Annotated in this window: 25 protein-coding genes; 14 read left to right on the forward strand and 11 right to left on the reverse strand. The window is 74.2% G+C overall.

Going from position 1 to position 25,149, the window contains the following annotated elements:
* A partial coding sequence (locus ACWEQL_RS06210; protein ID WP_452148992.1) for a M20/M25/M40 family metallo-hydrolase occupies positions 1 to 1,213 on the reverse strand: 1,213 nt, incomplete at its 3' end.
* A 564-nt stretch (positions 1,214 to 1,777) separates the two neighbouring features.
* A complete protein-coding gene (locus ACWEQL_RS06215) occupies positions 1,778 to 1,987 on the reverse strand; it encodes a hypothetical protein (protein WP_452148993.1) in 210 nt (69 codons plus the stop codon).
* Between the two features lie 52 nt (positions 1,988 to 2,039).
* On the opposite strand from ACWEQL_RS06215, the gene ACWEQL_RS06220 reads away from it, so the two are divergent.
* The 4 genes from ACWEQL_RS06220 to ACWEQL_RS06235 all read left to right on the forward strand — a co-directional run bounded on the left by ACWEQL_RS06220 (position 2,040) and on the right by ACWEQL_RS06235 (position 6,252).
* Positions 2,040 to 3,059, forward strand: coding sequence for an aldo/keto reductase (locus tag ACWEQL_RS06220; RefSeq protein ID WP_452148994.1), 1,020 nt, complete (start codon positions 2,040 to 2,042; stop codon positions 3,057 to 3,059).
* 150 nt (positions 3,060 to 3,209) lie between these two features.
* Complete coding sequence (locus ACWEQL_RS06225) at positions 3,210 to 3,797, forward strand: TetR family transcriptional regulator (RefSeq protein WP_452148995.1); 588 nt, start codon at positions 3,210 to 3,212, stop codon at positions 3,795 to 3,797.
* Positions 3,798 to 3,948: 151 nt separating this feature from the next.
* Positions 3,949 to 4,899 (forward strand): ADP-ribosylglycohydrolase family protein, encoded by a 951-nt coding sequence (locus ACWEQL_RS06230; RefSeq protein WP_452148996.1) that lies wholly within the window; start codon positions 3,949 to 3,951, stop codon positions 4,897 to 4,899.
* Positions 4,900 to 4,995: 96 nt separating this feature from the next.
* Complete coding sequence (locus ACWEQL_RS06235; protein WP_452148997.1) at positions 4,996 to 6,252, forward strand: glycosyltransferase; 1,257 nt, start codon at positions 4,996 to 4,998, stop codon at positions 6,250 to 6,252.
* Between the two features lie 52 nt (positions 6,253 to 6,304).
* Here the strand turns inward: ACWEQL_RS06235 and ACWEQL_RS06240 are convergent, their stop codons facing one another.
* The 4 genes from ACWEQL_RS06240 to ACWEQL_RS06255 all read right to left on the reverse strand — a co-directional run bounded on the left by ACWEQL_RS06240 (position 6,305) and on the right by ACWEQL_RS06255 (position 11,443).
* Positions 6,305 to 7,867, reverse strand: a complete 1,563-nt coding sequence (locus ACWEQL_RS06240; RefSeq protein WP_452148998.1) for an NCS1 family nucleobase:cation symporter-1 — start codon at positions 7,865 to 7,867, stop codon at positions 6,305 to 6,307.
* 127 nt (positions 7,868 to 7,994) lie between these two features.
* Entirely contained in the window at positions 7,995 to 9,017 is a 1,023-nt protein-coding gene (locus ACWEQL_RS06245) for a TIGR03842 family LLM class F420-dependent oxidoreductase (protein ID WP_452148999.1), read from the reverse strand.
* 166 nt (positions 9,018 to 9,183) lie between these two features.
* Positions 9,184 to 10,587 carry a dihydropyrimidinase gene (hydA, locus tag ACWEQL_RS06250; protein WP_452149000.1) on the reverse strand — a complete coding sequence of 468 codons (1,404 nt, stop codon included), beginning with the start codon at positions 10,585 to 10,587 and terminating at the stop codon, positions 9,184 to 9,186.
* 13 nt (positions 10,588 to 10,600) lie between these two features.
* Positions 10,601 to 11,443, reverse strand: coding sequence for a nitrilase-related carbon-nitrogen hydrolase (locus ACWEQL_RS06255; RefSeq protein WP_452149001.1), 843 nt, complete (start codon positions 11,441 to 11,443; stop codon positions 10,601 to 10,603).
* A gap of 497 nt (positions 11,444 to 11,940) precedes the next feature.
* Between ACWEQL_RS06255 and ACWEQL_RS06260 the strand changes: the two genes are divergently transcribed.
* The 9 genes from ACWEQL_RS06260 to ACWEQL_RS06300 all read left to right on the forward strand — a co-directional run bounded on the left by ACWEQL_RS06260 (position 11,941) and on the right by ACWEQL_RS06300 (position 19,958).
* The gene (locus tag ACWEQL_RS06260; RefSeq protein WP_452149056.1) at positions 11,941 to 12,018 is read left to right on the forward strand and encodes a putative leader peptide; all 78 of its coding nucleotides are present in this window, start codon (positions 11,941 to 11,943) and stop codon (positions 12,016 to 12,018) included.
* Between the two features lie 207 nt (positions 12,019 to 12,225).
* The gene (locus ACWEQL_RS06265; RefSeq protein WP_452149002.1) at positions 12,226 to 12,768 is read left to right on the forward strand and encodes a cysteine dioxygenase; all 543 of its coding nucleotides are present in this window, start codon (positions 12,226 to 12,228) and stop codon (positions 12,766 to 12,768) included.
* Positions 12,762 to 13,157, forward strand: coding sequence for a rhodanese-like domain-containing protein (locus ACWEQL_RS06270; RefSeq protein ID WP_452149003.1), 396 nt, complete (start codon positions 12,762 to 12,764; stop codon positions 13,155 to 13,157). Before ACWEQL_RS06265 ends, ACWEQL_RS06270 begins: the two co-directional genes overlap by 7 nt.
* A gap of 268 nt (positions 13,158 to 13,425) precedes the next feature.
* Entirely contained in the window at positions 13,426 to 14,628 is a 1,203-nt protein-coding gene (locus ACWEQL_RS06275; RefSeq protein WP_452149004.1) for an ABC transporter ATP-binding protein, read from the forward strand.
* On the forward strand, positions 14,618 to 15,286 hold the full coding sequence (locus ACWEQL_RS06280; RefSeq protein WP_452149005.1) for an ABC transporter permease: 669 nt from the start codon (positions 14,618 to 14,620) through the stop codon (positions 15,284 to 15,286). The genes ACWEQL_RS06275 and ACWEQL_RS06280 overlap by 11 nt, the downstream gene beginning before the upstream one ends.
* On the forward strand, positions 15,283 to 15,960 hold the full coding sequence (locus ACWEQL_RS06285; protein ID WP_452149006.1) for an ABC transporter permease: 678 nt from the start codon (positions 15,283 to 15,285) through the stop codon (positions 15,958 to 15,960). Before ACWEQL_RS06280 ends, ACWEQL_RS06285 begins: the two co-directional genes overlap by 4 nt.
* Positions 15,961 to 16,090: 130 nt before the next feature.
* Positions 16,091 to 17,014: an ABC transporter substrate-binding protein gene (locus tag ACWEQL_RS06290; RefSeq protein WP_452149007.1), complete on the forward strand. Its 924-nt coding sequence runs from the start codon at positions 16,091 to 16,093 to the stop codon at positions 17,012 to 17,014.
* A 118-nt stretch (positions 17,015 to 17,132) separates the two neighbouring features.
* Entirely contained in the window at positions 17,133 to 17,657 is a 525-nt protein-coding gene (locus ACWEQL_RS06295; RefSeq protein ID WP_452149008.1) for a hypothetical protein, read from the forward strand.
* 531 nt (positions 17,658 to 18,188) lie between these two features.
* Positions 18,189 to 19,958: a carbohydrate binding domain-containing protein gene (locus ACWEQL_RS06300; protein WP_452149009.1), complete on the forward strand. Its 1,770-nt coding sequence runs from the start codon at positions 18,189 to 18,191 to the stop codon at positions 19,956 to 19,958.
* 73 nt (positions 19,959 to 20,031) lie between these two features.
* Here ACWEQL_RS06300 and ACWEQL_RS06305 read toward each other — a convergent pair whose 3' ends face one another.
* The 3 genes from ACWEQL_RS06305 to ACWEQL_RS06315 all read right to left on the reverse strand — a co-directional run bounded on the left by ACWEQL_RS06305 (position 20,032) and on the right by ACWEQL_RS06315 (position 23,304).
* Positions 20,032 to 21,294: a multidrug effflux MFS transporter gene (locus tag ACWEQL_RS06305; protein ID WP_452149010.1), complete on the reverse strand. Its 1,263-nt coding sequence runs from the start codon at positions 21,292 to 21,294 to the stop codon at positions 20,032 to 20,034.
* A 124-nt stretch (positions 21,295 to 21,418) separates the two neighbouring features.
* Entirely contained in the window at positions 21,419 to 21,892 is a 474-nt protein-coding gene (locus tag ACWEQL_RS06310; RefSeq protein WP_452149011.1) for a hypothetical protein, read from the reverse strand.
* 233 nt (positions 21,893 to 22,125) lie between these two features.
* Positions 22,126 to 23,304: an acyl-CoA dehydrogenase family protein gene (locus ACWEQL_RS06315; RefSeq protein ID WP_452149012.1), complete on the reverse strand. Its 1,179-nt coding sequence runs from the start codon at positions 23,302 to 23,304 to the stop codon at positions 22,126 to 22,128.
* Positions 23,305 to 23,388: 84 nt separating this feature from the next.
* Here ACWEQL_RS06315 and ACWEQL_RS06320 point away from each other — a divergent pair, with 84 nt between their 5' ends.
* On the forward strand, positions 23,389 to 23,916 hold the full coding sequence (locus ACWEQL_RS06320; protein ID WP_452149013.1) for a GNAT family N-acetyltransferase: 528 nt from the start codon (positions 23,389 to 23,391) through the stop codon (positions 23,914 to 23,916).
* A gap of 95 nt (positions 23,917 to 24,011) precedes the next feature.
* On the opposite strand, the gene ACWEQL_RS06325 is transcribed toward ACWEQL_RS06320, so the two are convergent.
* Both ACWEQL_RS06325 and ACWEQL_RS06330 read right to left on the reverse strand, forming a co-directional pair.
* On the reverse strand, positions 24,012 to 24,320 hold the full coding sequence (locus ACWEQL_RS06325; protein ID WP_452149057.1) for an AzlD domain-containing protein: 309 nt from the start codon (positions 24,318 to 24,320) through the stop codon (positions 24,012 to 24,014).
* Complete coding sequence (locus ACWEQL_RS06330; protein WP_452149014.1) at positions 24,320 to 25,141, reverse strand: AzlC family ABC transporter permease; 822 nt, start codon at positions 25,139 to 25,141, stop codon at positions 24,320 to 24,322. The genes ACWEQL_RS06325 and ACWEQL_RS06330 overlap by 1 nt, the downstream gene beginning before the upstream one ends.
* Between the last annotated feature and the right edge of the window lie 8 nt (positions 25,142 to 25,149).

Consider the following 25,149-nt stretch of genomic DNA (forward strand, 5'->3'; position numbering starts at 1 on the left):
GGCCGGAGCCACCCCGGACAGGACCACTTCGCGCTCCTGCCGCACATCGGTGCGCGCGTCGATGTCCACCGACGCACGCTCCGTCAGGTAGGCGTGCGGTGGAGAAGCGCAGGCCCAGCTCCGCCTCCGCCCGTCCGGCGATCACGTTGGCACGGGTGCCGCCGCTGATCCGGCCGGCGTTGAGCTCGGTGCCCGGGTGGCAGGCCAGCCCGCGGACCGCGACCAGTTGGTCGACCAGCTCGTCCACCGCCGACACGCCCTCGGCGGCGTCGTTGCCCGCGTGGGCCTCGCGACCGGTCACCGTCAACCGCACCCGGCTGCTGCCCCGCCGCGCGGTCTTGAGACGGCCGTCCGGGTGCGGCGGTTCGAGGCCCAGGACGGCGGCCGCTCCGCGCAGTTGGCGCTCGACCAGGCGCCGGCCGTCCGGACTGCCGACCTCCTCGTCCGAGACCACCACCAGCCGGACGGTGCGGTGCGGACGCTGCCCGAGGTCGGCCAGCAGCGCGAACGCGCCCTCCAGAACGGCCAGTCCGCCCTTCATGTCGACCACACCGGGGCCGCTGAGGGTGCCGTCCTGCTCGGTCACCGGCCAGTCCGCGAGGGTGCCGGCGGGCCAGACGGTGTCGTGGTGGCCGACCACCAGGAGGTGCGGGAGGCTCTCGTCCTGGCCGTCCCACTGGAGCACCAGGTGGTCGCCGGCCGGACCGGCCTCCCGGCGGGCGGTGGCCCCGGTGGCCCGGAATCCGGCGGCCAACTCCTCGGCCAGCGCGTCGAGTCGGGGGGCGTCGCCGCTGGGGGACTCCATTCCGGCCAGGTCCGCGCAACGGCGCCGGACGGCCCCGGCGAGCGTACGGGCCCGGGAGCTGAGCGCTCTGGGCAGGCCGGGGAGCGCGGCGGTGGGGGCCGCGGTGAGGGGCGCGGCGACGGGAGCGGCGAGGGACGCGCTGCCGGACAGGGTGGCGGTCGCGGTGGGGGCCGCGGCGGGAGAGGCGGTGGCGGACGCGGCGGGGAAGGACGCGGCGGGGGCCTGGGGAGCCCCGACGGCCGAGGCGCGTGGGGGCGCGGCAGCGGCGTCGGCCTGAACGGGGTGCACGGTGGCGGGGTCGGCGGTGGAGGAGTCGACGGTCGCGGAGTCGGCGGCGGCCGCGGCGGAGGCGGCGAGGTCGCTGGTCACGGTCGGCGCACCGGGGCGCCGGACCGTCTGGGAACTCAAAGCTCGCCTCCGCGGCCGCCACCGGTACTCAGCGGACGCCCGGACCAGGGGGCCCGGCGGGTCCGTCGGCCGCGTCGTGCGGTCCGACAGGACGGGCCGTCTGGCCCGAGTGCGGTGGAACGGCTGGGCGACGTGCTTGGCATTGCGTCCTCCTCGCTCGATCCGGTGACCCCGGTCGGCCCGGAGCCCCCGTTGGACGGCGGCTTCGAAGCGGTGGGCGCAGTCCCTGCCACCAGCACCGAACGAAAGCCGAGATGTGAGCCTAGAAGAACCGTTCGGTTTCCTGCGAGGTGGCCCTGCTCCCAGCGCGCCGGGGACCTGACCCCGCCTCGGACGCCCACCGGAGAACGGCGGCAGGCGCACGGCGCGCGGCCCGGATCGGCGCGCGAGCGCGGTCGCCGGATCGCGCCCAGTTCCACGATGAACCTCGCGCCCGGGTTCGGCAGCACAAGGCGCCAAGCGGGTGGGGCAAGGGGGCGGTGGGCGCGGGGCGGGGGGATTGAGGGTGACGGATGACGGGTGCCCTGCGACCGATTTCGGATGACAGGTGACAGGTGACAGACATCAGGCGACAGACGACAGGTGGCAGGTAACAGACATCGACTCACCGATCACGGAAAGCGGACGATCGATGACCGATAGCGACTTACAGATGACGGATGACAGATATTGAAATCTGTCATCCGTCATGCCATAGTTGAAATCAGCCAGCCGTCGACGGTCATCCGCCATCGGCCACCCGTCATCCGTGATCTGCGATCCGCGATCGGTCATCCGCGATCCGCCCGCCCCATCCCCACGCCCCGCCCCGCCCAGGAGCCTCCGCATGCCCACCACCACCCACACCCACGCCCCTCTTCGCACCCTCGGCGCCAACGGCCTCACCACCTCCGCCATCGGCCTCGGCTGCATGGGCATGTCAGACCTCTACGGCCCCGCCGACGAGACCGAGAGCACCGCCACCATCCACGCCGCCCTCGACGCCGGCGTGACCCTGCTCGACACCGGCGACTTCTACGGCATGGGCCACAACGAGCTGCTGATCCGCGAGGCCCTGCGCGGCCGCGACCGCTCGGAGGTCCAGATCAGCGTGAAGTACGGCGCCCTGCGCGGCGCGGACGGCACCTGGCTCGGCATGGACACCAGCCCGGCCGCCACCAAGGCCGCCCTCGCCTACACCCTGCGCCGCCTGGGCACCGACCACGTCGACGTGTACCGCCCCGCCCGCCTGGACCCGAGCGTCCCGATCGAGGAGACCGTCGGCGCGATCGCCGAGCTGGTCGAGGCCGGGTACGTACGCCACATCGGCCTCTCCGAGGTCGGCGCCGACACCCTGCGCCGGGCCGCCGCCGTCCACCCGATCAGCGACCTGCAGATCGAGTACTCGCTGGTCTCCCGCTCGCTGGAGGCCGAGATCCTGCCGACCGCCCGCGAACTCGGCATCGGCGTCACCGCGTACGGCGTGCTCTCCCGCGGTCTGCTCAGCGGTCACTGGAGCGCCGACCGCGAGATGGCCGGCACCGACTTCCGCGGTCACAGCCCGCGCTTCCAGGGCGAGAACCTGACCCACAATCTCCGCCTGGTCGAGGCGCTGCGCGCGGTGGCCGAGGGGCAGGGCGCGACCGTGGCGCAGGTGGCGACCGCGTGGGTGGCCTCGCGCGGCGAGGACGTCGTCCCACTGGTCGGCGCACGTCGGCGGGACCGCCTCGCCGAGTCGCTCGGCGCGCTGGACCTGACCCTGGGCGAGGCCGAGCTCGCCGCCATCGAGGCCGCCGTCCCGGCCGGGTCGGCCGCCGGGGAGCGGTACGCTGCCGCTCAGATGGCCCATCTCGACAGCGAGCGCTGACCCGCACCGCGGTTCCCCGCCCGCCGCCGGGCCCGGGGCCACCGGGCGTGGCGCTCCCCGCCGGAGCACCGCACCCGAACCGCCCGCCCAAGCCGCGGCTCCGGCCGTCAACCAACGACCGGCGCACCACCCGTAAGGACGTACCTCCCCGTGACGACGGACAGCGCACTCACCCCCGAGCAGATCCTGAGCGCGGCGGAGGACGTCCTTCGACGGTTCGGGCCGACCAAGGCGACCGTGGTGGACATCGCCCGCACCCTCGGCGTCAGCCACGGCAGCGTCTACCGGCACTTCCCGAGCAAGGCGGCGCTGCGCGAGGCGGTCACCCAGCGCTGGCTCGACCAGGCGCACCACAACCTGTCCTCGATCGCCAACGAGCCCGGCCCGGCGGTGGAGCGGCTGCACCGCTGGCTGGCGACGCTGTTCGCCGCCAAGCGGAAGAAGGCGCTGGACGACCCGGAGCTGTTCGCGACCTACATGTCCCTGATCCCGGACGCGAGCCGCACGGTCGGGGCCCATCTGGACACCCTGATCGCCCAGATCGGCCTGATCGTCCAGGACGGCATCCACAACGGCGAGTTCAAGCCGGTGCACGTCGGCACGGTCTCCCGCGCCGTCTTCGAGGCCACCGCCCACTACCACGACCCGGCCCACGCGGCCGAGTGGTCCGACCCCGAGGTCGAGAAGCGCTTCGAGGCCGTCTGGAACCTGCTCCTGCGCGGCCTGCGCGCCGCCTGACCGCCCCGGCGCCCCACCCACCCGGCCGCCCGGCCGCCCGCCCGCCCGGCCCACCGACAACGCCCACCCGGCCCGCCGAAAATCGGTCGCCCTCCCCTCCCCCGGCCCGGGAGACTGTGTCGCACACAGTTGATCTCACCCGGAGGATGACATGCCCGCCCCGGCCCCGTACGGCCCCCCGGTCCCCCACCGCCCGTCCGCGGCGGTCCTGGACAGCCTCCACGGCCTGGCGCTGGGCGACGCCTTCGGTGACCGCTGGTTCCCCGTCCCGGTCGACGAGGCGCCCGCCGCCCTCGCCGCCCGCGTCCCACGCGAAGCACCCTGGCACTGGACCGACGACACCGCCCAGGCCCTCGTCCTGGTCGGCCACCTGGGCCGGCACGGCGAGGTGGTCCAGGAGGAGCTGGCCCGCGACTTCGCCGCCGCCTACACCGCCGAGTACGGCCGCAAGTACGGGCCGTCGATGCACCGGGTGCTCCGCGAGGTCCACGGGGGTGCCGACTGGCGTTCGGTGACCCGGGCGCAGTTCGGCGGGCAGGGTTCGTACGGCAACGGCGCGGCGATGCGGGTGGCGCCGCTCGGGGCGTGGTTCGCCGCGGACCTCGCCGAGGTCGTCCGGCAGGCCGAACGGCAGGCGCTCGCCACGCACTTCCACCCCGAGGCGGTGGCCGGCGCGGTCGCGGTGGCCCTCGCGGCCGCCTTCGCGGTCAGGGGCCGCAGCGGATCCCCGGCCGGCCGGGAGGACCGCGGCGCGCTGCTGCTGGAGATCGCCGGCCGGCTGCCCGAGAGCGAGGTCCGCTCGGGCCTGCGGATCGCGGCCCGGCTGCCGGAGGGGACGAGCGTGCGGCACGCGGCGAACGTGCTCGGCTCCGGTCGCCTGATCTCCGCGCCCGACACCGTCCCGTTCGCCCTGTGGTCCGCCGCCGGGCACCTGGACTCGCTGCCCGAGGCGATCTGGCACACGGTCGAGGGCTGGGGCGACATCGACACCACCTGCGCCATCGCCGCCGGGGTGGTCGCCGCCCGGACCGGCCTGGCCGAGGTCCCCGCCGGCTGGCTGGCCGCCCGCGAGCCCCTGCCCGCCTGGGCCGCCACCGGATGACCGGGCCACCGGGCAACGGGCCCGCGCACCCGCGGCCCCGCCCGCCCAGGCGTGGCACCCTCCCCGGGAGCCGTCCGCGGCGCGATACTTCGGCCCATGCGCATCCTGATCGCGACCGCCGGTTCCCGGGGCGACGTGGCTCCCTTCACCGGTCTCGGCGCCCGGCTCCGGGCGGCGGGGCACCAGGTCGCGCTGGCCACCCACACCGGGTTCGCCCCGGACGTGCGGGCCGCGGGCCTGGAGTTCCGCCCGCTGCCGCTGGACCCGCGGGCCGAGCTCGCCTCGGCGCGCGGCCAGCGTCTGCTGAGAGCCGGTTCCGGGCCGCGCGCGATGCTCGAACTGCGGCGGCTGGCCCGCTCGTCGATGCCCGCCATGGCCGAGGCCGTGGTGGCCGCCACCGCCCGGGGCACGGACGTCCTGCTGACCACCGGGCCGACCACCGCCCTCGGCCAGGTCGTGGCGGAGGCACACGGCATCCCCTGCCTCGCACTCGGGCTGCAACCCCTCGCCCCCACCCGCGAGTTCGCCCCGGCGGTCACCGGCACCCGCTCGCTCGGCCGGACCGGCAACCTGCTGGCCGGCCATGCCGTCCAGGCGGCCGTGGACCAGCTGTTCGCCCCCGCGGTCCGGGAGTTGAGGCGCCGGCTGGGCCTGCCGCGGCGCGGCATCGCGAGCGCCCGGCGCGGGCGGCCGGTGCTGCACGGCTACTCCCCGCTGGTGGTCCCCCGCCCCTCCGACTGGCCGCCCGGCCTCGCCGTCACCGGCTACTGGTGGCCGCACCCGGATCCCGCCTGGCAGCCGCCGCCCGGGCTGCTGGACTTCCTCGACAGCGGCCCGCCGCCGGTGTTCGTCGGTTTCGGCAGCCTGGTCGTCGGCGACGGCGGCCGGCTGGCCGGGACCGTCCTGGAGGCGGTGCGGCGGGCCCGGGTGCGCGCGGTGCTGCAGTCCGGCTGGAGCGGGCTGACCGCGCCGCCCGGCGACGAGGTGTTCACCATCGGCGACGCGCCGCACGCGTGGCTGCTGCCCAGGATGGCCGCCGCCGTCCACCACGCCGGCGCCGGTACGACGGCGGCCGCGCTGCGGGCCGGGATCCCGGCCGTTCCGGTGCCCGCGCAGCTCGACGCGCCGTTCTGGTCCGGACGGCTGACCGCGCTCGGTGTCTCACCGGGCGCGGTCCCGCTCGCCGGGCTCACCGCGGACCGGCTGGCCACGGCCCTGCACCGGGCGACCACCGAACCGCGCTACCGGGAGCGTGCCCGTACGGTGGCCGCGGCGCTCGCCGCCGAGGACGGCGCCGCCGCGGTGGTCACGGCCGTCGAACGCCTGGCACGCCCGGCCGGGCAGGCTCCGTGAACACCCGGGTCCACCCCTCCCGCCAGCCTCCCGGGAGGGTGAACGCCCGGGTTCACCCCTCCCACGGTTCACCCCTCCCCCGCCGCCCCGCGAGGGTGAGCGCCGTGTAGAGCAGCATCGCCGAGGCGAAGCCGACCGCCCAGCCGTAGTCGGCCAGTGGCCGCAGCACCGGGATCACGCCGTCCGTCGGGAACGGCCCGGCCTTCTTCCCGGCGGCGTCCAGGGTCGAGTACGAGCCGCCGACCGCGAGGACCCCGCCGACGACGAAGGCCAGCACGGCTCGCCAGTTCCAGCCGGCCCGGTACCAGTAGCGGCCGCTGCCGGGGGTGTAGAGCTCGGCGAGGTGCAGCCGGGTGCGGCGGCAGATCCAGTAGTCGGCGATCAGGACGCCGGCCACCGTGCCGAGCAGCCCGCCGACCAGGCCGAGCCAGGTGAAGATGTACATCTGCGGGCTGGAGAGCAGCTTCCACGGGAAGATCGCGATCCCGACCACGCCGGTGATGAGCGCCCCGGTGCGGAAGTCGATGAGCCGCGGGGCCAGGTTGGCGAGGTCGTACGCGGGTGAGACGACGTTGGCGGCGATGTTGACCGAGAGGGTGGCGACCAGGACGGTGATCAGCGCGAAGAGGATGCCGGGGGCGCTGTCGATCTTCGCGGTGAGCTCGACCGGGTCCCAGATCGCCTCGCCGTAAACGGCCTCGGAGCCCGAGGTGACCAGGACCGACAGCACGGCGAAGGCGGTCATGGTGGTCGGCAGGCCGAGCGCCTGGCCGAGGGCCTGGGCGCGCTGGCTGCCGCCGAAGCGGGTGAAGTCGGGGATGTTCAGGCTGAGCGTCGCCCAGAACCCGATCATGCCCATCAGGCTGGGGAAGAAGACCTTCCAGAAGTCGCTGCCCCAGCCGAGCCGGGACGGCTGGGAGAGCAGGGTGCCGAGGCCGCCTGCCTCGGCCGCGATCCAGATCAGCAGCGCCACGGCGCCGACGATGACGAAGGGCGCGGCCCAGTTCTCGACCTTGCGCAGGAAGTCCATGCCCCGGTGGATGATGGCGATCTGCAGCGCCCAGAACGCCAGGAAGGCGAGCCAGAGCGTCCACGGGTGCCCGCCGAACTCCGCCGCCCCGCGCCAGGATTCGCCGAACAGCTTGCCCGCCAGCAGGTAGATGGCGGAGCCGCCGATCCAGGTCTGGATGCCGAACCAGGCGCAGGCCACCGCCGCCCGGACCAGGGCCGGCAGGTTGGCCCCGCGCAGGCCGAACGAGGCCCGCGCGAAGACCGGGAACGGGATGCCGTACTTGGTGCCGGCGTGGCCGGTGAGCAGCATGGGCACGAGCACGATCAGGTTGCCGAGGGCGATGGTGAGGACGGCCTGCTTCCAGTCCATGCCGAGCGCGACCAGGCCCGAGGCCAGTGTCCAGGACGGGATGTTGTGGGCCATGCCGACCCACAGGGCGAGGAAGTTGTACGTCGTCCAGGTGCGCCGGGCGACGGGGACGGGGAGCAGGTCGTCGTTGGTGAAGCCGTTGGCGGGGAGGTGGAGGGCCGGGTCGAGTTCGACCCGGCCGTCGGGGGTCTCGTGCTGTGTGCCGTCTCCTGTCGCTGTCCGGATTCCGGTCACGGTCGGCAACACCCCTCTCTTCCTGAGGACTCGGTACGGGTCACGTTCCCGGGCCGGCAGGGTCCGCGGCGGCCCGGGTCCGCGGGCGGGGCCGGCCGACGCCCGGCGGGTTCGGCCGGCCGGGGCCTCAGGCCGTCGTCAGCCGCGGGATGACCTCGGCGCCGTACGCGTCGATGGTCGACTCGACGGCGTCGTGCATCGCGTAGACGGCGAACTGGTCGACGCCCAGGGAGCGGAGGTGCTCCAGCCGCTCCAGTTGGGCCGCGGGCGGGCCGATGAGGCAGAAGCGGTCGACGATCTCGTCGGGGACGAAGGCGGTGTCGGGGTTCCCCGCCCGGCCGTGGTGGCTGTAGTCGTAGCCCTGACGGCCCTTGATGTAGTCGGTGAGCGCCTCGGGCACCAGGTCGGAGTGCTCGCCGTAGTGGGTGACCAGGTCGGCGACGTGGTTGCCGACCATGCCGCCGAACCAGCGGCACTGCTCCCGGGCGTGGGCGAGCGCGTCCGGCGAGTCGTCGGCGGTCACGTAGGCGGGGGCGGCGACGCAGATGGTGATCGCGTCGGGGTCGCGGCCGGCCTCGACGGCCGAGCGGCGGACCGCCTTGACCATGAACTCGGTGAGGTACGGGTCGGCGAGCTGCAGGATGAAACCGTCCGCCTGCCGGCCGACCAACGCGAGCGCCTTGGGCCCGTACGCGCCCATCCAGATGGGCAGCCGTGCCCCCTCGGGCGCCCAGGGCAGGTGCATCTCGGTGCCGTCGACGACCACCGACCGGCCCTCGGCGAGCTCCTTGATGGCGTGCATGGCCTCGGCGAGCCGGGCCAGGGTGGCGGGGTGGCGGCCGGCCACCCGCATCGCGGAGTCACCGCGGCCGATGCCGCAGACGGTGCGGTTGCCGTACATGTCGTTGAGGGTCGCGAAGAGGGAGGCGGTGACCTCCCAGGTGCGGGTGGAGGGGTTGGTGACCATCGGGCCGACGGTGAGCCGGCCGGTCTCGGCGAGGATCCGGCTGTAGATGACGAACGGCTCCTGCCAGAGCACGCAGGAGTCGAAGGTCCAGCCGTGGGTGAAGCCGGCCCGTTCGGCGCGGATCATGCGGTCGATGAGCAGGCGGGCGGGCGGGTCGGTCTGCAGGACGAGGCCGATGTCCATCAAGGCTCCAGGGGGTCGGGCGGAGGGGCCGGGGGATGCCGGAGAGGGGAACGCCGGGGCGTTCAGGGGAACGCCGGAGGGAGGGCACCCGGGACGCGGGCCGCCGTGACGGGGCGGGCCGGGCCCCGGATGCCCCAAGGGATCGGGGGATCGGGGGATCGGGGGGTCAGATCAGGTAGCGGCAGGTGTCCCGGCGCAGGAAGGTGCCGTGGCCGGCGCGGCCCTGCCAGGTGCCGTCGTCCAGCACGACGGTGCCGCGCGAGAGCACCGTGCGCACCCGGCCGGTGATTCGCTTGCCCTCGTACGCCGAGTAGTCGACGTTCATGTGGTGGGTGGCGGCGGACACGGTCTGGACGGCCGTGGGGTCGTAGACGACCACGTCGGCGTCGGCGCCGGGGGCGATGGTGCCCTTGCGCGGGTGCAGGCCGAACATCCGGGCGGGCGTGGTGCAGGCGATCTCGACCCAGCGGCGGCGGCTGATCCGGCCCTCGACGACGGCCTGGTGCAGCAGGTCCATCCGGTTCTCGACGCCGGGCAGCCCGTTGGGGATCTTGGAGAAGTCGCCGCGGCCGAGCTCCTTCTGGCCGACGAAGCAGAACGGGCAGTGGTCGGTGGAGACCACCTGGAGGTCGTTGGTCCGCAGGCCGCGCCAGAGCGCCTCCTGGTGCTCGCGGGGGCGCAGCGGGGTGCTGCAGACGTACTTGGCGCCCTCGAAGCCGGGTTCGGCCAGGTTGTCGGTGGAGAGGAACAGGTACTGCGGGCAGGTCTCGCCGAAGACGTTGAGGCCGGTGTCCCGGGCCTGGGCGATCTCGGCGAGGGCGCTGGCGGCGGACACGTGGACGACGTACAGCGGGCTGCCGGCGACCTGGGCGAGCTTGATCGCGCGGTGGGTGGCCTCGGCCTCCAGCAGTTCGCGGCGGACCTCGCCGTGGTAGCGGGGGTCGGTGTGGCCGGCCGCGAGGGCCTGTTCGACCAGGACGTCGATGGCGATGCCGTTCTCCGCGTGCATCATGATCAGCCCGCCGTTGGCGGCGCCGCGCTGCATGGCGCGCAGGATCCGGCCGTCGTCGCTGTAGAAGACGCCGGGGTAGGCCATGAAGAGCTTGAAGGAGGTGGACTCGCCGGAGTCGACGAGGGCGTCCATCTCCTTCAGCACGGCCTCGTTGACGTCCGAGACGATGGTGTGGAAGGCGTAGTCGATCGCGCAGTTGCCGTCGGCCTTGGCGTGCCAGGCGTCCAGGCCCTCGCGCAGGGTGCCGCCGACGGGCTGGACGGCGAAGTCGACGATGGTGGTGGTGCCGCCCCAGGCGGCGGCGCGGGTGCCGGTCTCGAAGGTGTCCGAGGCCGCGGTGCCACCGAAGGGCAGTTCCATGTGGGTGTGGGCGTCGACCCCGCCGGGGACGACGTAGTGGCCGGTGGCGTCGATGACCTGCTCGGCGCTCCAGCCGGCGGCGGTGGCGCTGCCGCTCGCGGCGAGGGCGACGACCTGCTCGCCCTCGATCAGCACGTCGGCGTGGAGTTCCTCGGTGGCGGTGATGACGAGGCCGCCCCGGATGACGGTACGGGTCACAGCGGCTCCCCTCTCAGGCCTGGCTCAGCGGTCCGTAGGCCTCGGGCCGGCGGTCGCGGTAGAACGCCCACTGCTGGCGGACCTGTTCGATCAGCCCGAGGTCGAGGTCGCGGACGACCAGCTCCTCCTCCTTGTCGGAGGCGACGTCGCCGACGAACTGGCCGCGCGGGTCGACGAAGTACGAGGTGCCGTAGAAGTCGTTGTCGCCGTACTCCTCGGTGCCGACCCGGTTGATGGCGGCGATGAAGTACTCGTTGGCGACGGCGGCGGCGGGCTGCTCCAGCTGCCACAGGTACGCGGACAGGCCCCGGCTGGTGGCGGAGGGGTTGTAGACGATCTGCGCGCCGGCCAGGCCGAGGGCGCGCCAGCCCTCGGGGAAGTGCCGGTCGTAGCAGATGTAGACGCCGACCTTGCCGACGGCGGTGTCGAAGACCGGCCAGCCGAGGTTGCCGGGCTTGAAGTAGTACTTCTCCCAGAAGCCCTTGACCTGCGGGATGTGGTGCTTGCGGTACTTGCCGAGGTAGCTGCCGTCGGCGTCGATCACGGCGGCGGTGTTGTAGTAGATCCCGCTCTGCTCCTCCTCGTAGACCGGGACGACGATGACCAGGCCGAGTTCGCGGGCGAGTTCCTGCATCCGGCGGGTGGTGGGGCCGTCCGGGACGGCCTCGGCCCAGCGGTAGTGCTCGGGTTCCTGGACCTGACAGAAGTACGGCGCGTTGAAGACCTCCTGGAAGCCGATGATCTTCGCGCCCCGGGCGGCGGCCTCGCGGGCGTACCGTTCGTGGAGGGCGATCATCGACTCCTGATCGCCGGTCCACCGGGTCTGGACGAGGGCCGCGCGGACGATCTGCGACATGGGTACCTCCGCAACTCCGTGGCCCGCCCGGGGGACGGGCCTGCGGTCTGAGGGTTGTCGGGGCGGATCTACCGGTGAGTCCACGTACGCGACCGCACGGATCCCAGCTGATCTCCGTGTGGCGTCTACGTGCGTAGACCGTAGGCCCGGCCTCGGTGGCCTGACAATACGTCGGGCGAAACGCGGCAGGGACGGTCTTGCTGCGCGGACACGCGGGGTCTCCCGGATGGGATGAAACGGTCATCTACCCCGGACGTCGTCTCCTTACTCATTCGGGTGAATCTCCGTACGATCTCCCGCGCGGATCCGGACGCCGTGCCGCGATCCGGTTCGCACGCCCGAGGCACGCCGGCATACAGCCGACGTGCGGCCGACGCATGCCCGACGTACGGCCGCCACACCGCCGCCACACCGCCGAAACGCCGTGCCCCGACCGCCCGTTCGGGCCGGCGGGCCTTGCTTGACTCGTACCCGTCCGGTCGGGAAGGATCCGGCGCATGGACTCCGGCGCCACTCTGGTCTGCCGCCTGCACGTCGATCTGCGACGCCAGGCGAGTTCCATCTGTGCCCGCTGATCCCGCCTCCGCCCGCCGGCCCCGCCCTGTGACGCCCGCCAGGGACCGCGCCGCGCACCGCTGAACCCCGCGCCACCCGCCGTCACCCGGTCGCCCCCGCCCTCCCCCGAGCGGGCGGGGCCCGCACCGGCCCGGCCCGGCGCACCCCTGCCGCAGCCGCCGTCCGCCCGGCCTCCGCCGCGAACGGCTCTCCCCGAGGACTCCGCCATGCCCCTGGTTCCCGTGCTCCCCGTCGAACCCCCGACCCCCGCACCACCCGGCAGGCCACCTGCCGAACCGCCCGCCACGGGCCGTCCGCCGCTGTCGCCCAACGCCCTGCGCAAGATCGTCCGCGAGCTGGCCGAACAGCCGGACCGGTGGATCCACGAGGTCCGGCTCGCCACCGACGAGCGCTGGTACCGGCGGCTGGCGGCCGACGAGGACCACGAGGTGTGGCTGATCAGCTGGCTCCCCGGGCAGTCCACCGGCTTCCACGACCACGGCGGCTCGCGCGGCGCGTTCACCGTGGCGCTCGGCGAGCTGGAGGAGCTCTCGCTCGGCGGGCCGGAACACGGGCTGCTGATCCGCCGGATCCCCCGCGGCACCGCGCGGGCCTTCGGCGCCGAGTACGTGCACGACGTCCGCAACACGGCGAGCGGCCCCGCGGTGACCATCCACGCGTACTCGCCGCCGCTCAGCTCGATGGCGCACTACGACCTGCGGGCCGGTGGGCTCGTCCGCACCTCGACGGAAGGACCTGAGCAGTGGTGACCACGATCGACGACCTGGTGGAGCGGGCCCGCGAGGGCGTCCACCGGCCGCGCGGCCGGGAGGCGTACGAGGCGCAGGTGGCCGGTGCGCTGCTGGTGGACATCCGCCCGGCGGCCCAGCGGGCGGCCGAGGGGGAGATCCCGGACGCGCTGATCATCGAACGGAACGTGCTGGAGTGGCGGCTCGATCCGGCGGGCAGCCACCGGATCCCGGAGGCGGCGGGGTACGACGTCGAGGTGATCGTGGTCTGCTCGGAGGGGTACGCCTCCTCGCTGGCGGCGGCCTCGCTGCGCGAACTGGGGCTGCGCCGGGCCACCGACCTGGACGGCGGCTTCGTCGGCTGGGCGGCGGAGGGCCTGCCGACCCGGTCGACGGCCGACCCGGCGTAGGGCGCGCCTGACGATTCCCGACGGGCGCGCGGCGCGCGGGCCCGAGCCTCGGGCCGGACCCGAGCCTCGGGTCGGATCCGGCCCCGCGACCGGAACGATCAGGACCGGTTCGCACTCCGCGCGTTTCCGCGCGGAAATGACGGACAGAAGTTGATCCTGGGTCATAGGCTGATCGGAGCAACGGAAATTTGTCGACATACCGTCAAGCCATGGCCGATCGGCCGAACGCGAGCGTGACGACCGAGGAAGCCCGACCGAGGAATCCCCCGTGATCAGATTCGACGGCGCCGGCAAGCGCCACCCCGACGGCACCATCGCCGTCGGGGGCATCGACCTCGACGTCCCGGCCGGGAGGACCACCGTCCTGGTGGGCCCGTCCGGCTGCGGGAAGACCACCCTGCTGCGGATGGTCAACCGGATGGTCGAGCCGACCTCGGGCCGGGTGCTGCTGGACGGGCGGGACGTCGCCGGGCTGGAGCCGGCCAAGCTGCGCCGGGGCATCGGGTACGTGATCCAGCAGGCGGGGCTGTTCCCGCACCGGCGGGTCATCGACAACGTCGCCACCGTCCCCTACCTGCTCGGCTGGGACCGCCGCAGGGCCCGGGCCCGCGCCGCCGAGCTGCTCGAACTGGTCGGGCTGCCCCCGGAGACCGCCCGGCGCTACCCGTTCCAGCTCTCCGGCGGCCAGCAGCAGCGCGTCGGGGTGGCCCGGGCGCTGGCCGCGGATCCGCCGCTCCTGCTGATGGACGAGCCGTTCAGCGCCGTCGACCCGGTGGTCCGCGCCGGACTCCAGGACGAACTGCTGCGCCTGCAGTCCGAGTTGCACAAGACCGTGCTGTTCGTCACCCATGACATCGAGGAGGCGGTGCGGCTCGGCGACCAGGTCGTGGTGCTCCGCGAACAGGGGCGGATCGCCCAGGTCGCCGACCCGCACACACTGCTGACCGCCCCCGCCGACGAGGGCGTGGCCGCCTTCCTCGGCCGTGACCGCGGCCTACGCGGCCTCGGCCTGCGGCCGGCGAGCGCGGTGGCCGTCCGCCCGACGGCGCAGGGCCTGCGGCACGGCGACTGGGAGCTGGCGCTGGACGAGCGTCACCGCCCGCTCGGCTGGATCGACCGCTCGGCCGGCACTCCCGGCGGCCCCGACACCTCCGGAGACCCCGGCGGCTCCGGCGGTCCCGAAGGCGCCCGGCACCCGGTGGCCACCTTCCGCCCGGCCACCGACACCCTGCGCTCCGCGCTGGACGCGGCCGTGCTCTCCCCGTCCGGGGTCGCCGTGGCGCTGGACGCCGACGGCCGGGTCACCGGCACCGCCACCCGGGAGGCCGTCCTCGCCGCCCTGGCCGCACCCGCGTCCTCCTCCACGTCGGCCACACCCGGGCCCGCCGCCGCGCCCGCACCCGGGGCGACCGCGCACGGGCCGGCCGCGATACCGGCCACCGACCCGGCGGGTGTCACCCGTGGACGATGAACCGATCGTCCGCTGGTACTGGATCGGCGACCACGTCGGCTACCTGCGCGACCTGACGCTCGACCACGTGCTGCTCGCGCTCCTCCCGGTGCTGATCGGCCTGCTGCTCGCCCTGCCGCTGGGCCTGGCCTGCGCCCGCTTCCCGCGGCTCTACCAGCCGCTGGCCGCCGTCTTCAACACGGTGTACGCGCTGCCCTCGGTGGCGGTCTTCGTGGTGCTGATCCCGTACACCGGGCTGGCCACCCTGGAGACCGTGATGCTGCCGCTCACCTTCTACGCGCTGGCCGTGCTGCTGCCCACCGTGGTGGACGGGCTGCGCGCGGTGCCGGAGGCCGTCCGGCAGGCGGCGACCGCGATGGGGTACGGGCCGTGGCGCCGGCTGGCCGCCGTGGAGCTGCCCGCCGCGGTGCCCTTCCTGCTGGCCGGGCTGCGGGTGGCGGCGGTGTCCAGCATCTCGCTGGCCAGCGTCGGCGCGCTGATCGGGCGCGGCGGGCTGGGCTACCTGTTCATCGACGGCTTCCAGCGGACCTTCCCGACGCCGATCGTGGTCGGCATCGTGCTGATCGCCGCGCTGGCGCTGGTCGTCGACCTGCTGCTGGTCGGCGCCGGCCGGCTGCTGGCGCCCTGGGCCGTGCGCGAGCGGGGGTCGGGCCGGTGAACTGGATCTCCTGGCTGTCCGATTTCTTCTCCTCCCCCGACCGGCGCGGCGGGCCGGACGCGATCGTCCACCGGGTCACCGAGCACCTGCTGTTCTGCGGCGAGGCGCTGCTGTTCGCGGCGGTGCTGGCCGTGCCGCTGGGCCTGCTGATCGGCTACACCGGGCGCGGGATGACCGTGGTCACCGCGCTGTCCGGGACGGCCCGCGCACTGCCGACCCTGGGGCTGGTGACGCTGGTGGTCCTGCTGGCCGGGGTCGGCGACACCGCCGTGCTGGTGCCGCTGGTGGTGCTGGCCGTGCCGCCGCTGCTGGTGGCGGCGGCCGAGGGCGTGCGCGGTACGGATCCCGACGTCCGGGACGCCGCCCGCGGGGTCGGCCTGACGCACCCGCAGGTCCTGCGGCAGGTCTGCGTGCCCGCCGCGCTGCCGACCCTGCTGGCCGGGTTCCGGACCGCGACCGTGCAGGTGATCGCGACCGCGACGATCGCCGCGTACGTGGGGCTCGGCGGGCTCGGCCGGTACGTCTTCGACGGACTGGCCACCCGTGACTACCCGGTCGCGGCGGGCGGGGCGCTGCTGGTGGTGCTGCTCGCGGTGGGCGCCCAGCTGCTCTTCGCCCTGCTCGGCCGCTACGCGCTCCCGCCGGGCCTGCGTACGGGGCGCCGCGACCACTGATCCCCCCCACCCCCGCCCACGGAACCGACGGACCGGCACCGAGGCACGCCGTCCGCACGACAGCCGAAGTATCCCTGCGACAGCCGAAGTACCCGACAACCGCCCGTTCCTCGAAAGGACCCGTCCCACCATGTCGACTCGCACCCGCCGGGCGTTCACCCTCGGCACCCTGGCCGTCCTGGCCCTCGGCGCCACCGCCTGCGGCTCCTCGGGCGGCGACCCGCTGAAGCCCGCCTCCGGCACGTCCGCGGCCGGCGGCGGCTCCGGTTCGACCGTCGTGGTCGGCTCGGCGAACTTCCCGGAGAGCGTGCTGCTCGGTTCGATCTACTCGCAGGCGCTGAAGGCCAAGGGCGTCAAGGTCGAGGAGAAGTTCAACATCGGCAGCCGCGAGGTGCTGTACGGGCAGGTGGAGTCCGGCAAGCTGACCGTGCTGCCGGAGTACAACGGCGCCCTGCTCGGCTACCTGGACGCCAAGGCGACCGCCGCCACCAAGGAGGAGGTGAACGCGGCGCTGGTCAAGGTGCTGCCGGCCCCGCTCGGGATACTGGAGTCCTCGGCGGCCGAGGACAAGGACTCGCTGAGCGTCAGCCAGGAGACCGCCGACAAGTACAACCTGAAGAGCATCGCGGACCTGGCGGCCAAGGCCGGCGAGTTCAGCATCGGCGGCCCGGCGGAGTTCAAGTCCCGCCGCGAGCAGCAGTTCAAGGACGTCTACGGGCTGAACTTCAAGGAGTGGAAGCCGACCGGCGAGACCACGGCGAACGCCCTCAAGGACGGCGCGATCCAGGTCGGCAACGTCTTCACCACCGACCCGAAGATCGTGCAGCTGAAGCTCGTCCCGCTGGCCGACCCGAAGAACCTGTTCGGCGCGCAGAACGTGACCCCGCTGGTCCACAAGGCCGGGGTGGACGCCAAGGCGACGGCCGCCCTCAACGCGGTGTCGGCCAAGCTCGACACCGCCGGCCTGACGGCGCTGATGAAGCGGGTCGCGGTCGACAAGGAGGACCCGTCGGCGGTGGCGAAGGAGTGGCTCAAGAGCAACGGCCTGGGATGAACTCCCGGTCACCGGTCGCCCGGTGGTGCCACCGCGTGGCACCACCGGGGGCGCCGGCCCTCGGACCGGTGAAAATCGGATCTTCCCTTTGACGCCGCGAACATGACAGGGTGGCGGCATGCGCACTCGCCTCCTCGCCGCCACCCTCACGGCGCTCGCCGTGGTGGGGCTCGCCGCCTGCTCCGGCTCCGGCTCGGACAGCAAGGCCGCCGCCTCCCCCACCGGCGCGTCCGCCCCCGCGACGGCCGCGCCCTCCGCGCCCGGCACCCCCGCGGCCACCACCGCCCCGACGGCCGCGCCGACCGCCGCCCCCGCACCCGGCGAAACGACCCCCGCTCCCGCGAAGCCGGCACCGCCCAGCGACGCCGGGCTGCCCGCCAAGCCGGACGCGGCGGCCACCGCCAAGGTCATCGCCGCACTGGAGGCCATCGACCCGGCGATCGTCGGCGGCAAGCCCGAGCAGGCCGTCGACCGGGCCCGTAACCAGTGCCAGTCGATGTACCAGTTCCCCAAGGACCGGGCCAAGTTGATCGAGCTGGCCGACCAGCGCTTCACCGCGCCGGACCACCCGCAGGGCTTCGGCCCGGAGAAGGCCGAGAAGATCGTGGACGCGCTCCGCACCACCCTCTGCCCCACCCGCTGAACACCCGCCCGCCGAGCACCCGCCCCCTGAGCACCCGCCCAGCGCCACCGACCGCCCGACGAGCGCCCCACCCAAAACCCTCCCCCGTACCCGCCCGGTGTCCTGAGCGCCGGTCGGAGCCGCGGCCGCGCACCCCTCCGGGAGCGCGGCCGCGGCGTTTCCCGGGCGCGCGTACGTCAACAGGCGGAAGCCGCAGGCGCCTTGACATCAACATGGTCTAGTCCAATCATGGGCATGTCGATCCGACCGGGATGCACTGTGGGGGTGTGACCACCGGCGGCTGAGGCATCGCCCTGCCTGCACCCGCGCCACCCCCTGCCCGAACGGCGAACCACGCCCGGCGTACCCGTCCCATCCGTACCCCGTCGCGCCCGCCGCCCCTCCCTGCGCCGCACCACCGGCACCACGTGCACGACCACCGTCACCCGCACGACCGGTACCACGCGCGGCACCACCAGCGCCGGCACCACATCACGTTCGCACCTTCGCACCTCGCCAACCGCCGACGTCACCACGTTCGTTGGAGAACCCATGCGTCTACGCAGAACGATCCAGGCCGCCCTGACCGCCTGTGCCACCCTGGCCGCCGCGGCCGGCCTGATGGCCTTCGGCACCGCCCCCGCCGGGGCCACCGAGTCCCCCGGGGCAACCGCGGCAGCCGCGGCCCCGCTGCCCACCCGGGTGTTCGCCCCGTACTTCGAGATGTGGACCGGCGAGAGCCCGGCCGCCCTCTCCGCCCGGTCCGGCGCCAAGCACCTGTCGCTGGCCTTCCTGCAGACCGCCACCGCCGGCTCCTGCGTCCCGTACTGGAACGGCGACACCTCGCTGCCCGTCGCGCAGTCCTCCTTCGGGGCGGACATCGACACCATCCAGGCGGCCGGCGGCGATGTGATCCCGTCCTTCGGCGGCTACACCGCGACCGACACCGGCACCGAGCTGGCCGACAGCTGCACCGACGTCAACAAGATCGCGGACGCCTGGAAGAACCTCATCACCACGTACGACATCAGCCGGATCGACCTGGACATCGAGGGCAAGTCCCTCGACAACCAGGCCGGCATCGACCGGCGCAACAAGGCGATCAAGCTGGTGCAGGACTGGGGCGCCGCCAACGGCCGGACGATCCAGTTCTCCTACACCCTGCCCACCACCACGACCGGGCTGGCCTCCAGCGGGCTCAACCTGCTGCGCAACGCGGTCAGCAACAACGCCCGGGTCGACGTGGTCAACATCATGACCTTCGACTACTACGACGGCGCCGCCCACGACATGGCCGCCGACACCAAGACCGCCGCCACCGGGCTCTACAACCAGCTCGCCTCGCTCTACCCGTCCCGGACCCCGGCGCAGCTGTGGGGCTCCATCGGCATCATCGAGATGATCGGCGTCTCCGACTACGGCCCGGAGGAGACCTTCACCGTCGCCAACGCCCGTACCGTCTACGACTGGGCGCTCTCCAAGGGCGTCAACACCCTGTCGTTCTGGGCGCTCCAGCGCGACAACGGCGGCTGCCCGGGCACCAGGGGCGGCAACAACTGCTCCGGGATCCCGCAGAGCACCTGGGAGTTCAGCCGGATCTTCGCGCCCTACACCAGCGGCACCCCGGTGGGCGACGACTTCTCGGTGGCGGTGAACCCGGGCGCGGGCACCGTGGCACCCGGCGCCTCCACCAGTGCGACCGTGGGCACCGCGGTCACCAACGGCGCCGCGCAGAGCGTCGGGCTGACCGTCTCCGGCGCCCCGGCCGGGGTCACCGCCACCGTCGCCCCGGGCAGTGTGACGGCCGGCGGTTCGGCGACGCTCAGCATCAGCACCACCGCGGCGGCCGCCCCGGGCGTCTACCCGCTGACCGTCACCGGCACCGCGCCGTCCGGCAGCCACACCGCCACGTACACGCTCACCGTCTCCGGCGGCACCCCGACCGGGCTGGTGAACGGCGGGCTGGAGACCGGCGCCCTGGCGCCCTGGACCTGCCAGAGCGGTGGCGCGGTGGTCGGCACCCCGGCCCACTCCGGCTCGTACGCGCTGAAGGTGGCGCCGACCGCCGGCCAGACCGGGCAGTGCCAGCAGACCGTGGCCCTGCAGCCCAACACCCGGTACACGCTGAGCGCCTGGGTCCAGGGCAGCTACGCCTACCTCGGCGTCAGCGGCGGCGCCACCGGCAGCAGCTGGACCAACTCGGCCGGCTGGACCAAGCTGTCCGTGCCGTTCACCACCGGCGCCAACGGCGGCGTCACCGTCTACCTGCACGGCTGGTACGGGCAGGGCGCGGTGTACGCGGACGACTTCGCGATCGCCTGACCCGTCCCGCGGTGCACGGCACCGCACCGGCACGATCCGGGTGCCCCGCCGTCCACGGCGGGGCACCCCCGTGTCAGTCGGCGGCCGGCATCCGGCGGCAGAGCAGCAGGTACGCGGCGCCGGAGAGCAGCGCGCAGGTCAGCACGACCACGCCCAGCAGCACCGCGGACGGCTCGCCGCCGAGGCTGCTCAGCGGCGCGACCAGGGCGCCGCACAGGAAGGTGCCGGTGCCGATCAGCGCCGCGGCCGAACCGGCCGACTGCGGGGGCACCAGGCTCAGCGCCCGCGCGTTGGAGTTCGGCACGGTCACGCCGAGGCCGGCCATCAGCACGAACAGCGCGGCGCTGAAGCCGACCAGCCCGGCGTCCCACACCGCGGTCACCAGCACCAGGGCCACCCCGGCGGCGACCGCCGCGCCCAGGCCGGCGCGCATCAGCACGTGGGCGGTGAAGCGCTGCGCCAGCACCCGGCCGTTGAGCTGGGTGGCGGCGACCAGGGCGATCGAGTTGAGGCCGAACAGCAGGCCGTAGGTCTGCGGCGAGACGTGGTAGACCTGCTGGAGCACGGTCGAGGAGCCGCTGATGTAGCCGAACAGCGCCCCGAAGGCGAAGGTGCTGGTCAGCATCAGGCCGAGGAAGGAGCGCTCGCGCAGCAGGCCGCCCATGGTGCGCAGCGCGGTGGTGAGCCCGCCCTCGCGGCGGGACTCCGGGGGCAGGGTCTCGCGCAGCGCCAGCGCGGCGACCACGGTGAGCAGCAGGCCCAGCGCGGCCAGCGCGGCGAAGGTGCCGCGCCAGGAGGTGACCCGCAGCAGCTGCGAGCCGAACACCGGGGCGAGGATCGGCGCGAGCCCGGATATCAGGCTGATCGAGGCGAGGAAGCGCAGCATGGCGATGCCCTCGAAGCGGTCCCGGGCGACGGCGCGGCCGATCACCAGCCCGGCCGCCCCGGCCGCGCCCTGGAGGAAGCGTCCGGCGACCAGCACGGTCAGGTTGGGCGCGGCCACGCAGACCAGGGTGGCGAGGGTGTAGACGACGAGCCCGGCGAGCAGCGGCGGGCGCCGGCCGAGGCGGTCGCTGAGCGGGCCGAAGACCAGCTGGCCGGCGGCGACGCCGAACATCGAGAAGGTGAGGGTGAGCTGCACGGCGGCCGGTTCGGCGGTGAGGTCGTCGGCGATCGCGGGCAGGCCGGGCAGGTACAGGTCGGTGGTGAGCGGGCCGAGGGCGACCAGGCCGCCCAGGACGGCGACGGTGGAGCGGCCCACGCGGGCGGACGGGCGGGTATCGGTGCTGCTGGCGGTCGACGTGTCGCCGACGGGGTCGGCGGTCGGACCAGGCATGGGGCTCCTTCATGGGACGGGTACGAATGTCTCGCTCCGTCCTACACCGGCGGCCCCGGGCACCGACACCCGGGGTCGGCCGCGTGGAGTCAGCGCCGACCCCGGGCCCCGCTCAGGGCAGGACCTAGCGCTGGGCCGCGCGCAGGGAGGCCTGCACGGCGGCGCCGTCCTGCCAGGCGTAGAGCTGGTTGCCGGCGACCGTGACGGTGTAGTGGCCGCAGGTGCCGGTGGGCCGGGTCACCGCGTCCAGCGGGAACCAGCCGGCCTTGAGGCGGACGGTCACCGGCTTGGTGGCGCCGTGCCGGGTGGCCGTGCACCCGGCGGGCAGCCGGCCGCCCTCGGGGAGCGTGGCCCGCAGCAGGCGGTCGTCGCCGGTGGTGGACATCAGGTAGCGGACGGCGGAGGCGTCGTCCGGCAGCCAGGCGGGCACCGAGCGGCGGTCCGCCTTGGCCTCGGTGCCCGTGGCGTAGCTGGACTGCTCACGGTGACGGTTGTCGTACCAGTCGGACACCCGCGGCCCCATCGCCACGGCCGCCACGGCGACGGCCATGCCGGTACCCGCGATCCCGACCGCGACCTTGCCCACGAAGCCCTTCATGCCGTCCTGCCCTCTCCACCGCCCACGGCGCCCGCGCGCCGACCGTGATCCCATCCTGACCTCCCCGGCCCTGCCGGGGCGTCAGCACGAGGTCGCGAGTCCTCCTCCGTCCCAGGGGGTGCCCGCCTCCACCTTGAGGCGTACACCGGCCCCCCGGGACCGACCCCTCCGGCGGACACCGCCGGAGGGGAGCCAGGGGCGGAACTCGTGGACCACCTCGATGCGGCCGGCCGTCAGCGGTACGCCTGCTCGCCGGTGATCGTCTCGCCGAGGACCAGGGTGTGGATCTCGCTGGTGCCCTCGTAGGTGAGCACCGACTCCAGGTTGTTGGCGTGCCGCAGCGGCGAGTACGCGGTGGTGACGCCGTTGGCGCCGAGCACCGTACGGGCGCTGCGGGCGATCTCCAGGGCGGCCCGGACGTTGTTGAGCTTGCCGAAGCTGATGTGGGCGGGACGGGCCGCGCCCTCGTCCTTGAGCCGGCCGATCCGCAGGGCCACCAGGTAGGCCTTCTCGACCTCCAGCATCATCTCGACCAGCTTCTCCTGGGTGAGCTGGAAGCCCGCGATCGGGCGGTCGAACTGGATCCGGGTCCGCGCGTAGTCCAGCGCGGTGGTGTAGCAGTCGCGGGCGGCGCCGACCGTGCCCCAGAGGATGCCGTAGCGGGCCTCGCCGAGCGAGGAGAGCGGGCCGCGCAGCCCGGTGACCTCCGGCAGGACGGCGTCGGCCGGCAGCACCACCTCGTCCAGGACGAGTTCGCTGGTCACCGAGGCCCGCAGCGACAGCTTGCCGGACACGTCGCGGGTGGTGAAGCCGGGCGTGCCGCGCTCGACCAGGAAGCCGCGCACCCCCTCCTCGGTCTGCGCCCAGACGACGGCCACGTCGGAGATCGAGCCGTTGGTGATCCACATCTTGCTGCCGGTGAGCACCCAGTCGCCGCCCTTGCGGGTGGCCCGGGTGCGCATGTTGGCGGGGTCGGAGCCGAAGTCCGGCTCGGTGAGCGCGAAGCAGCCGATCAGCTCGCCGGCCGCCATCCCGGGCAGCCAGCGCCGCTTCTGCTCCTCCGAGCCGAACGCGTGGATCGAACGCATCGCCAGCGAGCCCTGCACCGAGACGAAGCTGCGCAGACCCGAGTCGGCGGCCTCCAGCTCCATGCAGGCCACGCCGTACGCCACCGCGCTGGAGCCGGTGCAGCCGTAGCCGTCCAGGTGCATGCCGAGCACCCCGAGGGAGCCCAGCTCGGGGGCGAGCTCGCGGGCCGGGAAGACGCCGCGCTCGAACCAGTCGCCGATGTGCGGGCGGATCCGCTCGTCGGCCCACGCCCGGACGGTGTCGCGGATCAGCCGTTCCTCGTCGCTCAGCAGGTCACCGACGGCGAGCAGGTCGGCCGGGTCGATCCGGGGCGGCTTGGGCATGGATGCTCCTTGTGGTCTCGGCGTTCAGCGGCGAGTATTCCGCACGCGGGCACGGGAGAGGCCCGCCGGAACGAGGGTGTGACCATGTACACGATCGGCAGGCTGTCGGCGGCGGAGCTCGCGGACTCGGCGGAGGAGCTGGGCGGGCTGCTGGTGGACACCGTCGGGGGCGGTTCCTCGCTCGGCTTCCTCGCCGGGCTGCGCCCGGACGAGGCCACCGCCTGGTGGGAGGCGCTGATCCCGGACGTGGACGCCGGCCGGATCCTGCTGTGGACGGCCCGCTCGTCACAGGACGGCCGGATCGCCGGCACCGTACAGCTGCGCCCGGCGGTCCCCGCCAACGGCCGGCACCGGGGCGAGGTCGCCAAGCTGATGGTGCACCGGGCGGACCGGGGCCGGCGGCTCGCCGACCGCCTGCTCGACGCGCTGGAGTCGGCCGCGGCGGGCCTGGGCCTGCGCCTGCTGGTCCTGGACACCGAGACCGGCAGTCCGGCCGAGCGGATGTACGAGCGCGCGGGCTGGACCAGGGTCGGCACCATCCCGGACTACGCCGCCGACCCGGCGGGCACACTGCACCCGACGACGCTGTTCTACCGCTCGCTGCCGGCCTGAGCGCCCGCCCCGGGGCCGGTCCGGCGGGCACCCGGGGCCGTCGGGCACTCGGCACCGTCGGGCACTCGGCACCGTCGGGCCGCGGTGGCCGTCCGTCAGGAGACCCCGCACAGCCGTAGCAGGGCCGTGGTGCCGGCGGCCGCGACCACCACCAGCGGGAAGGGGGCGCGGCGCAGGGCGAGGACGGCGGCGACCAGGACGCCGGCCGGGCGGGCCCAGCCGGCGAAGTGCTGGCCCTGGGTCAGGGCGCCGGTGGCGACCAGGGCGACCAGCAGCACGGCGGCGGCCACGGCGAGCAGCCGCTGCACGCGGTCGGAGACGCTCAGCCGGTGTCCGAGCAGCGGGCCGGCCAGGCGCAGCGCGTAGGTGCCGGCGGCCAGCAGGGCGATGGCGAGCAGCGGCATCATCGGACCTCCTCCAGGGTCGGCGCGGCGGGCGTGTCGGGATCAGCCGGTCCGTCGGGCGCGTCCGGTACGTCGGGGTCGGCCGGCGCCTCGGGCGCGGCGGCCGCCTCGGGCCGGTCCGGGCGCAAGGCCAGGGCCAGCCCGGCCAGGGCGAGCAGCACGGGGACACCGACCGGCAGGAACGGGGTGGCGGCGACCGCGACGCCCGCGCCGAGCAGGGCGGCATGGCGGGTGCGGCGGTCGCGCAGGGCGGGCAGGACCAGGGCGAGCAGGACGGCGGGGAAGGCGGCGTCGAGGCCGAGGGCGTCGGTGTCGCCGAGGGCGGAGCCGGCCAGCGCGCCGAGCAGGACGGAGAGGTTCCAGATCACGAACAGGGCCAGGCCGCACACCCAGAACGCGGCGCGCCGCCCCCGGCGGTCGCGCTGGAGCAGGGTGAACGCCACCGACTCGTCGGTGATCAGGTGGGCGCCGACCAGCCGCTGCCACCGGCGGGGGCCGAGGGCGTCGGCGACCGTGAGGCCGAACGGCAGCAGCCGGGCGTTGAGCACCAGGCCGGTGAGCACGGCGGCGGCCGCCCCGCCGCCGGCGAGCACCACGCCCACGGCGGCGAACTGGGAGCCGCCGGCGAAGACCAGGACGGACATGGCGATCGGCACCCAGGCGGGCAGGCCGCCGGAGAGACTGATGGCGCCGAAGGAGGCGCCGACCAGGGCGTCGGCGAGGCAGACCAGGGCGATGTCGCGCAGGGTGGCGCGGTCGAGCGCCCGCAGGGCCCGTACCGACGGGGCGAAGGACTTCAGTGTTCGTGATGGCGAACGCATGTCCACTA

The sequence above is a fragment of the Kitasatospora sp. NPDC004240 genome (assembly GCF_053603215.1).

What these genes read in the sequence shown, in the direction of transcription:
- ACWEQL_RS06305 (WP_452149010.1), bottom strand. Translation starts at nt 21,294, where the DNA reads ATGCCTGGTCCGACCGCCGACCCCGTCGGCGACACGTCGACCGCCAGC.
- ACWEQL_RS06300 (WP_452149009.1), top strand. Translation starts at nt 18,189, where the DNA reads ATGCGTCTACGCAGAACGATCCAGGCCGCCCTGACCGCCTGTGCCACC.
- ACWEQL_RS06320 (WP_452149013.1), top strand. Translation starts at nt 23,389, where the DNA reads ATGTACACGATCGGCAGGCTGTCGGCGGCGGAGCTCGCGGACTCGGCG.
- ACWEQL_RS06310 (WP_452149011.1), bottom strand. Translation starts at nt 21,892, where the DNA reads ATGAAGGGCTTCGTGGGCAAGGTCGCGGTCGGGATCGCGGGTACCGGC.
- ACWEQL_RS06260 (WP_452149056.1), top strand. Translation starts at nt 11,941, where the DNA reads ATGGACTCCGGCGCCACTCTGGTCTGCCGCCTGCACGTCGATCTGCGA.
- ACWEQL_RS06290 (WP_452149007.1), top strand. Translation starts at nt 16,091, where the DNA reads ATGTCGACTCGCACCCGCCGGGCGTTCACCCTCGGCACCCTGGCCGTC.
- ACWEQL_RS06245 (WP_452148999.1), bottom strand. Translation starts at nt 9,017, where the DNA reads ATGGACATCGGCCTCGTCCTGCAGACCGACCCGCCCGCCCGCCTGCTC.
- ACWEQL_RS06295 (WP_452149008.1), top strand. Translation starts at nt 17,133, where the DNA reads ATGCGCACTCGCCTCCTCGCCGCCACCCTCACGGCGCTCGCCGTGGTG.
- ACWEQL_RS06330 (WP_452149014.1), bottom strand. Translation starts at nt 25,141, where the DNA reads ATGCGTTCGCCATCACGAACACTGAAGTCCTTCGCCCCGTCGGTACGG.
- ACWEQL_RS06315 (WP_452149012.1), bottom strand. Translation starts at nt 23,304, where the DNA reads ATGCCCAAGCCGCCCCGGATCGACCCGGCCGACCTGCTCGCCGTCGGT.
- ACWEQL_RS06215 (WP_452148993.1), bottom strand. Translation starts at nt 1,987, where the DNA reads ATGACCGATCGCGGATCGCAGATCACGGATGACGGGTGGCCGATGGCG.
- ACWEQL_RS06235 (WP_452148997.1), top strand. Translation starts at nt 4,996, where the DNA reads ATGCGCATCCTGATCGCGACCGCCGGTTCCCGGGGCGACGTGGCTCCC.
- ACWEQL_RS06255 (WP_452149001.1), bottom strand. Translation starts at nt 11,443, where the DNA reads ATGTCGCAGATCGTCCGCGCGGCCCTCGTCCAGACCCGGTGGACCGGC.
- ACWEQL_RS06220 (WP_452148994.1), top strand. Translation starts at nt 2,040, where the DNA reads ATGCCCACCACCACCCACACCCACGCCCCTCTTCGCACCCTCGGCGCC.
- ACWEQL_RS06230 (WP_452148996.1), top strand. Translation starts at nt 3,949, where the DNA reads ATGCCCGCCCCGGCCCCGTACGGCCCCCCGGTCCCCCACCGCCCGTCC.
- ACWEQL_RS06265 (WP_452149002.1), top strand. Translation starts at nt 12,226, where the DNA reads ATGCCCCTGGTTCCCGTGCTCCCCGTCGAACCCCCGACCCCCGCACCA.
- ACWEQL_RS06325 (WP_452149057.1), bottom strand. Translation starts at nt 24,320, where the DNA reads ATGCCGCTGCTCGCCATCGCCCTGCTGGCCGCCGGCACCTACGCGCTG.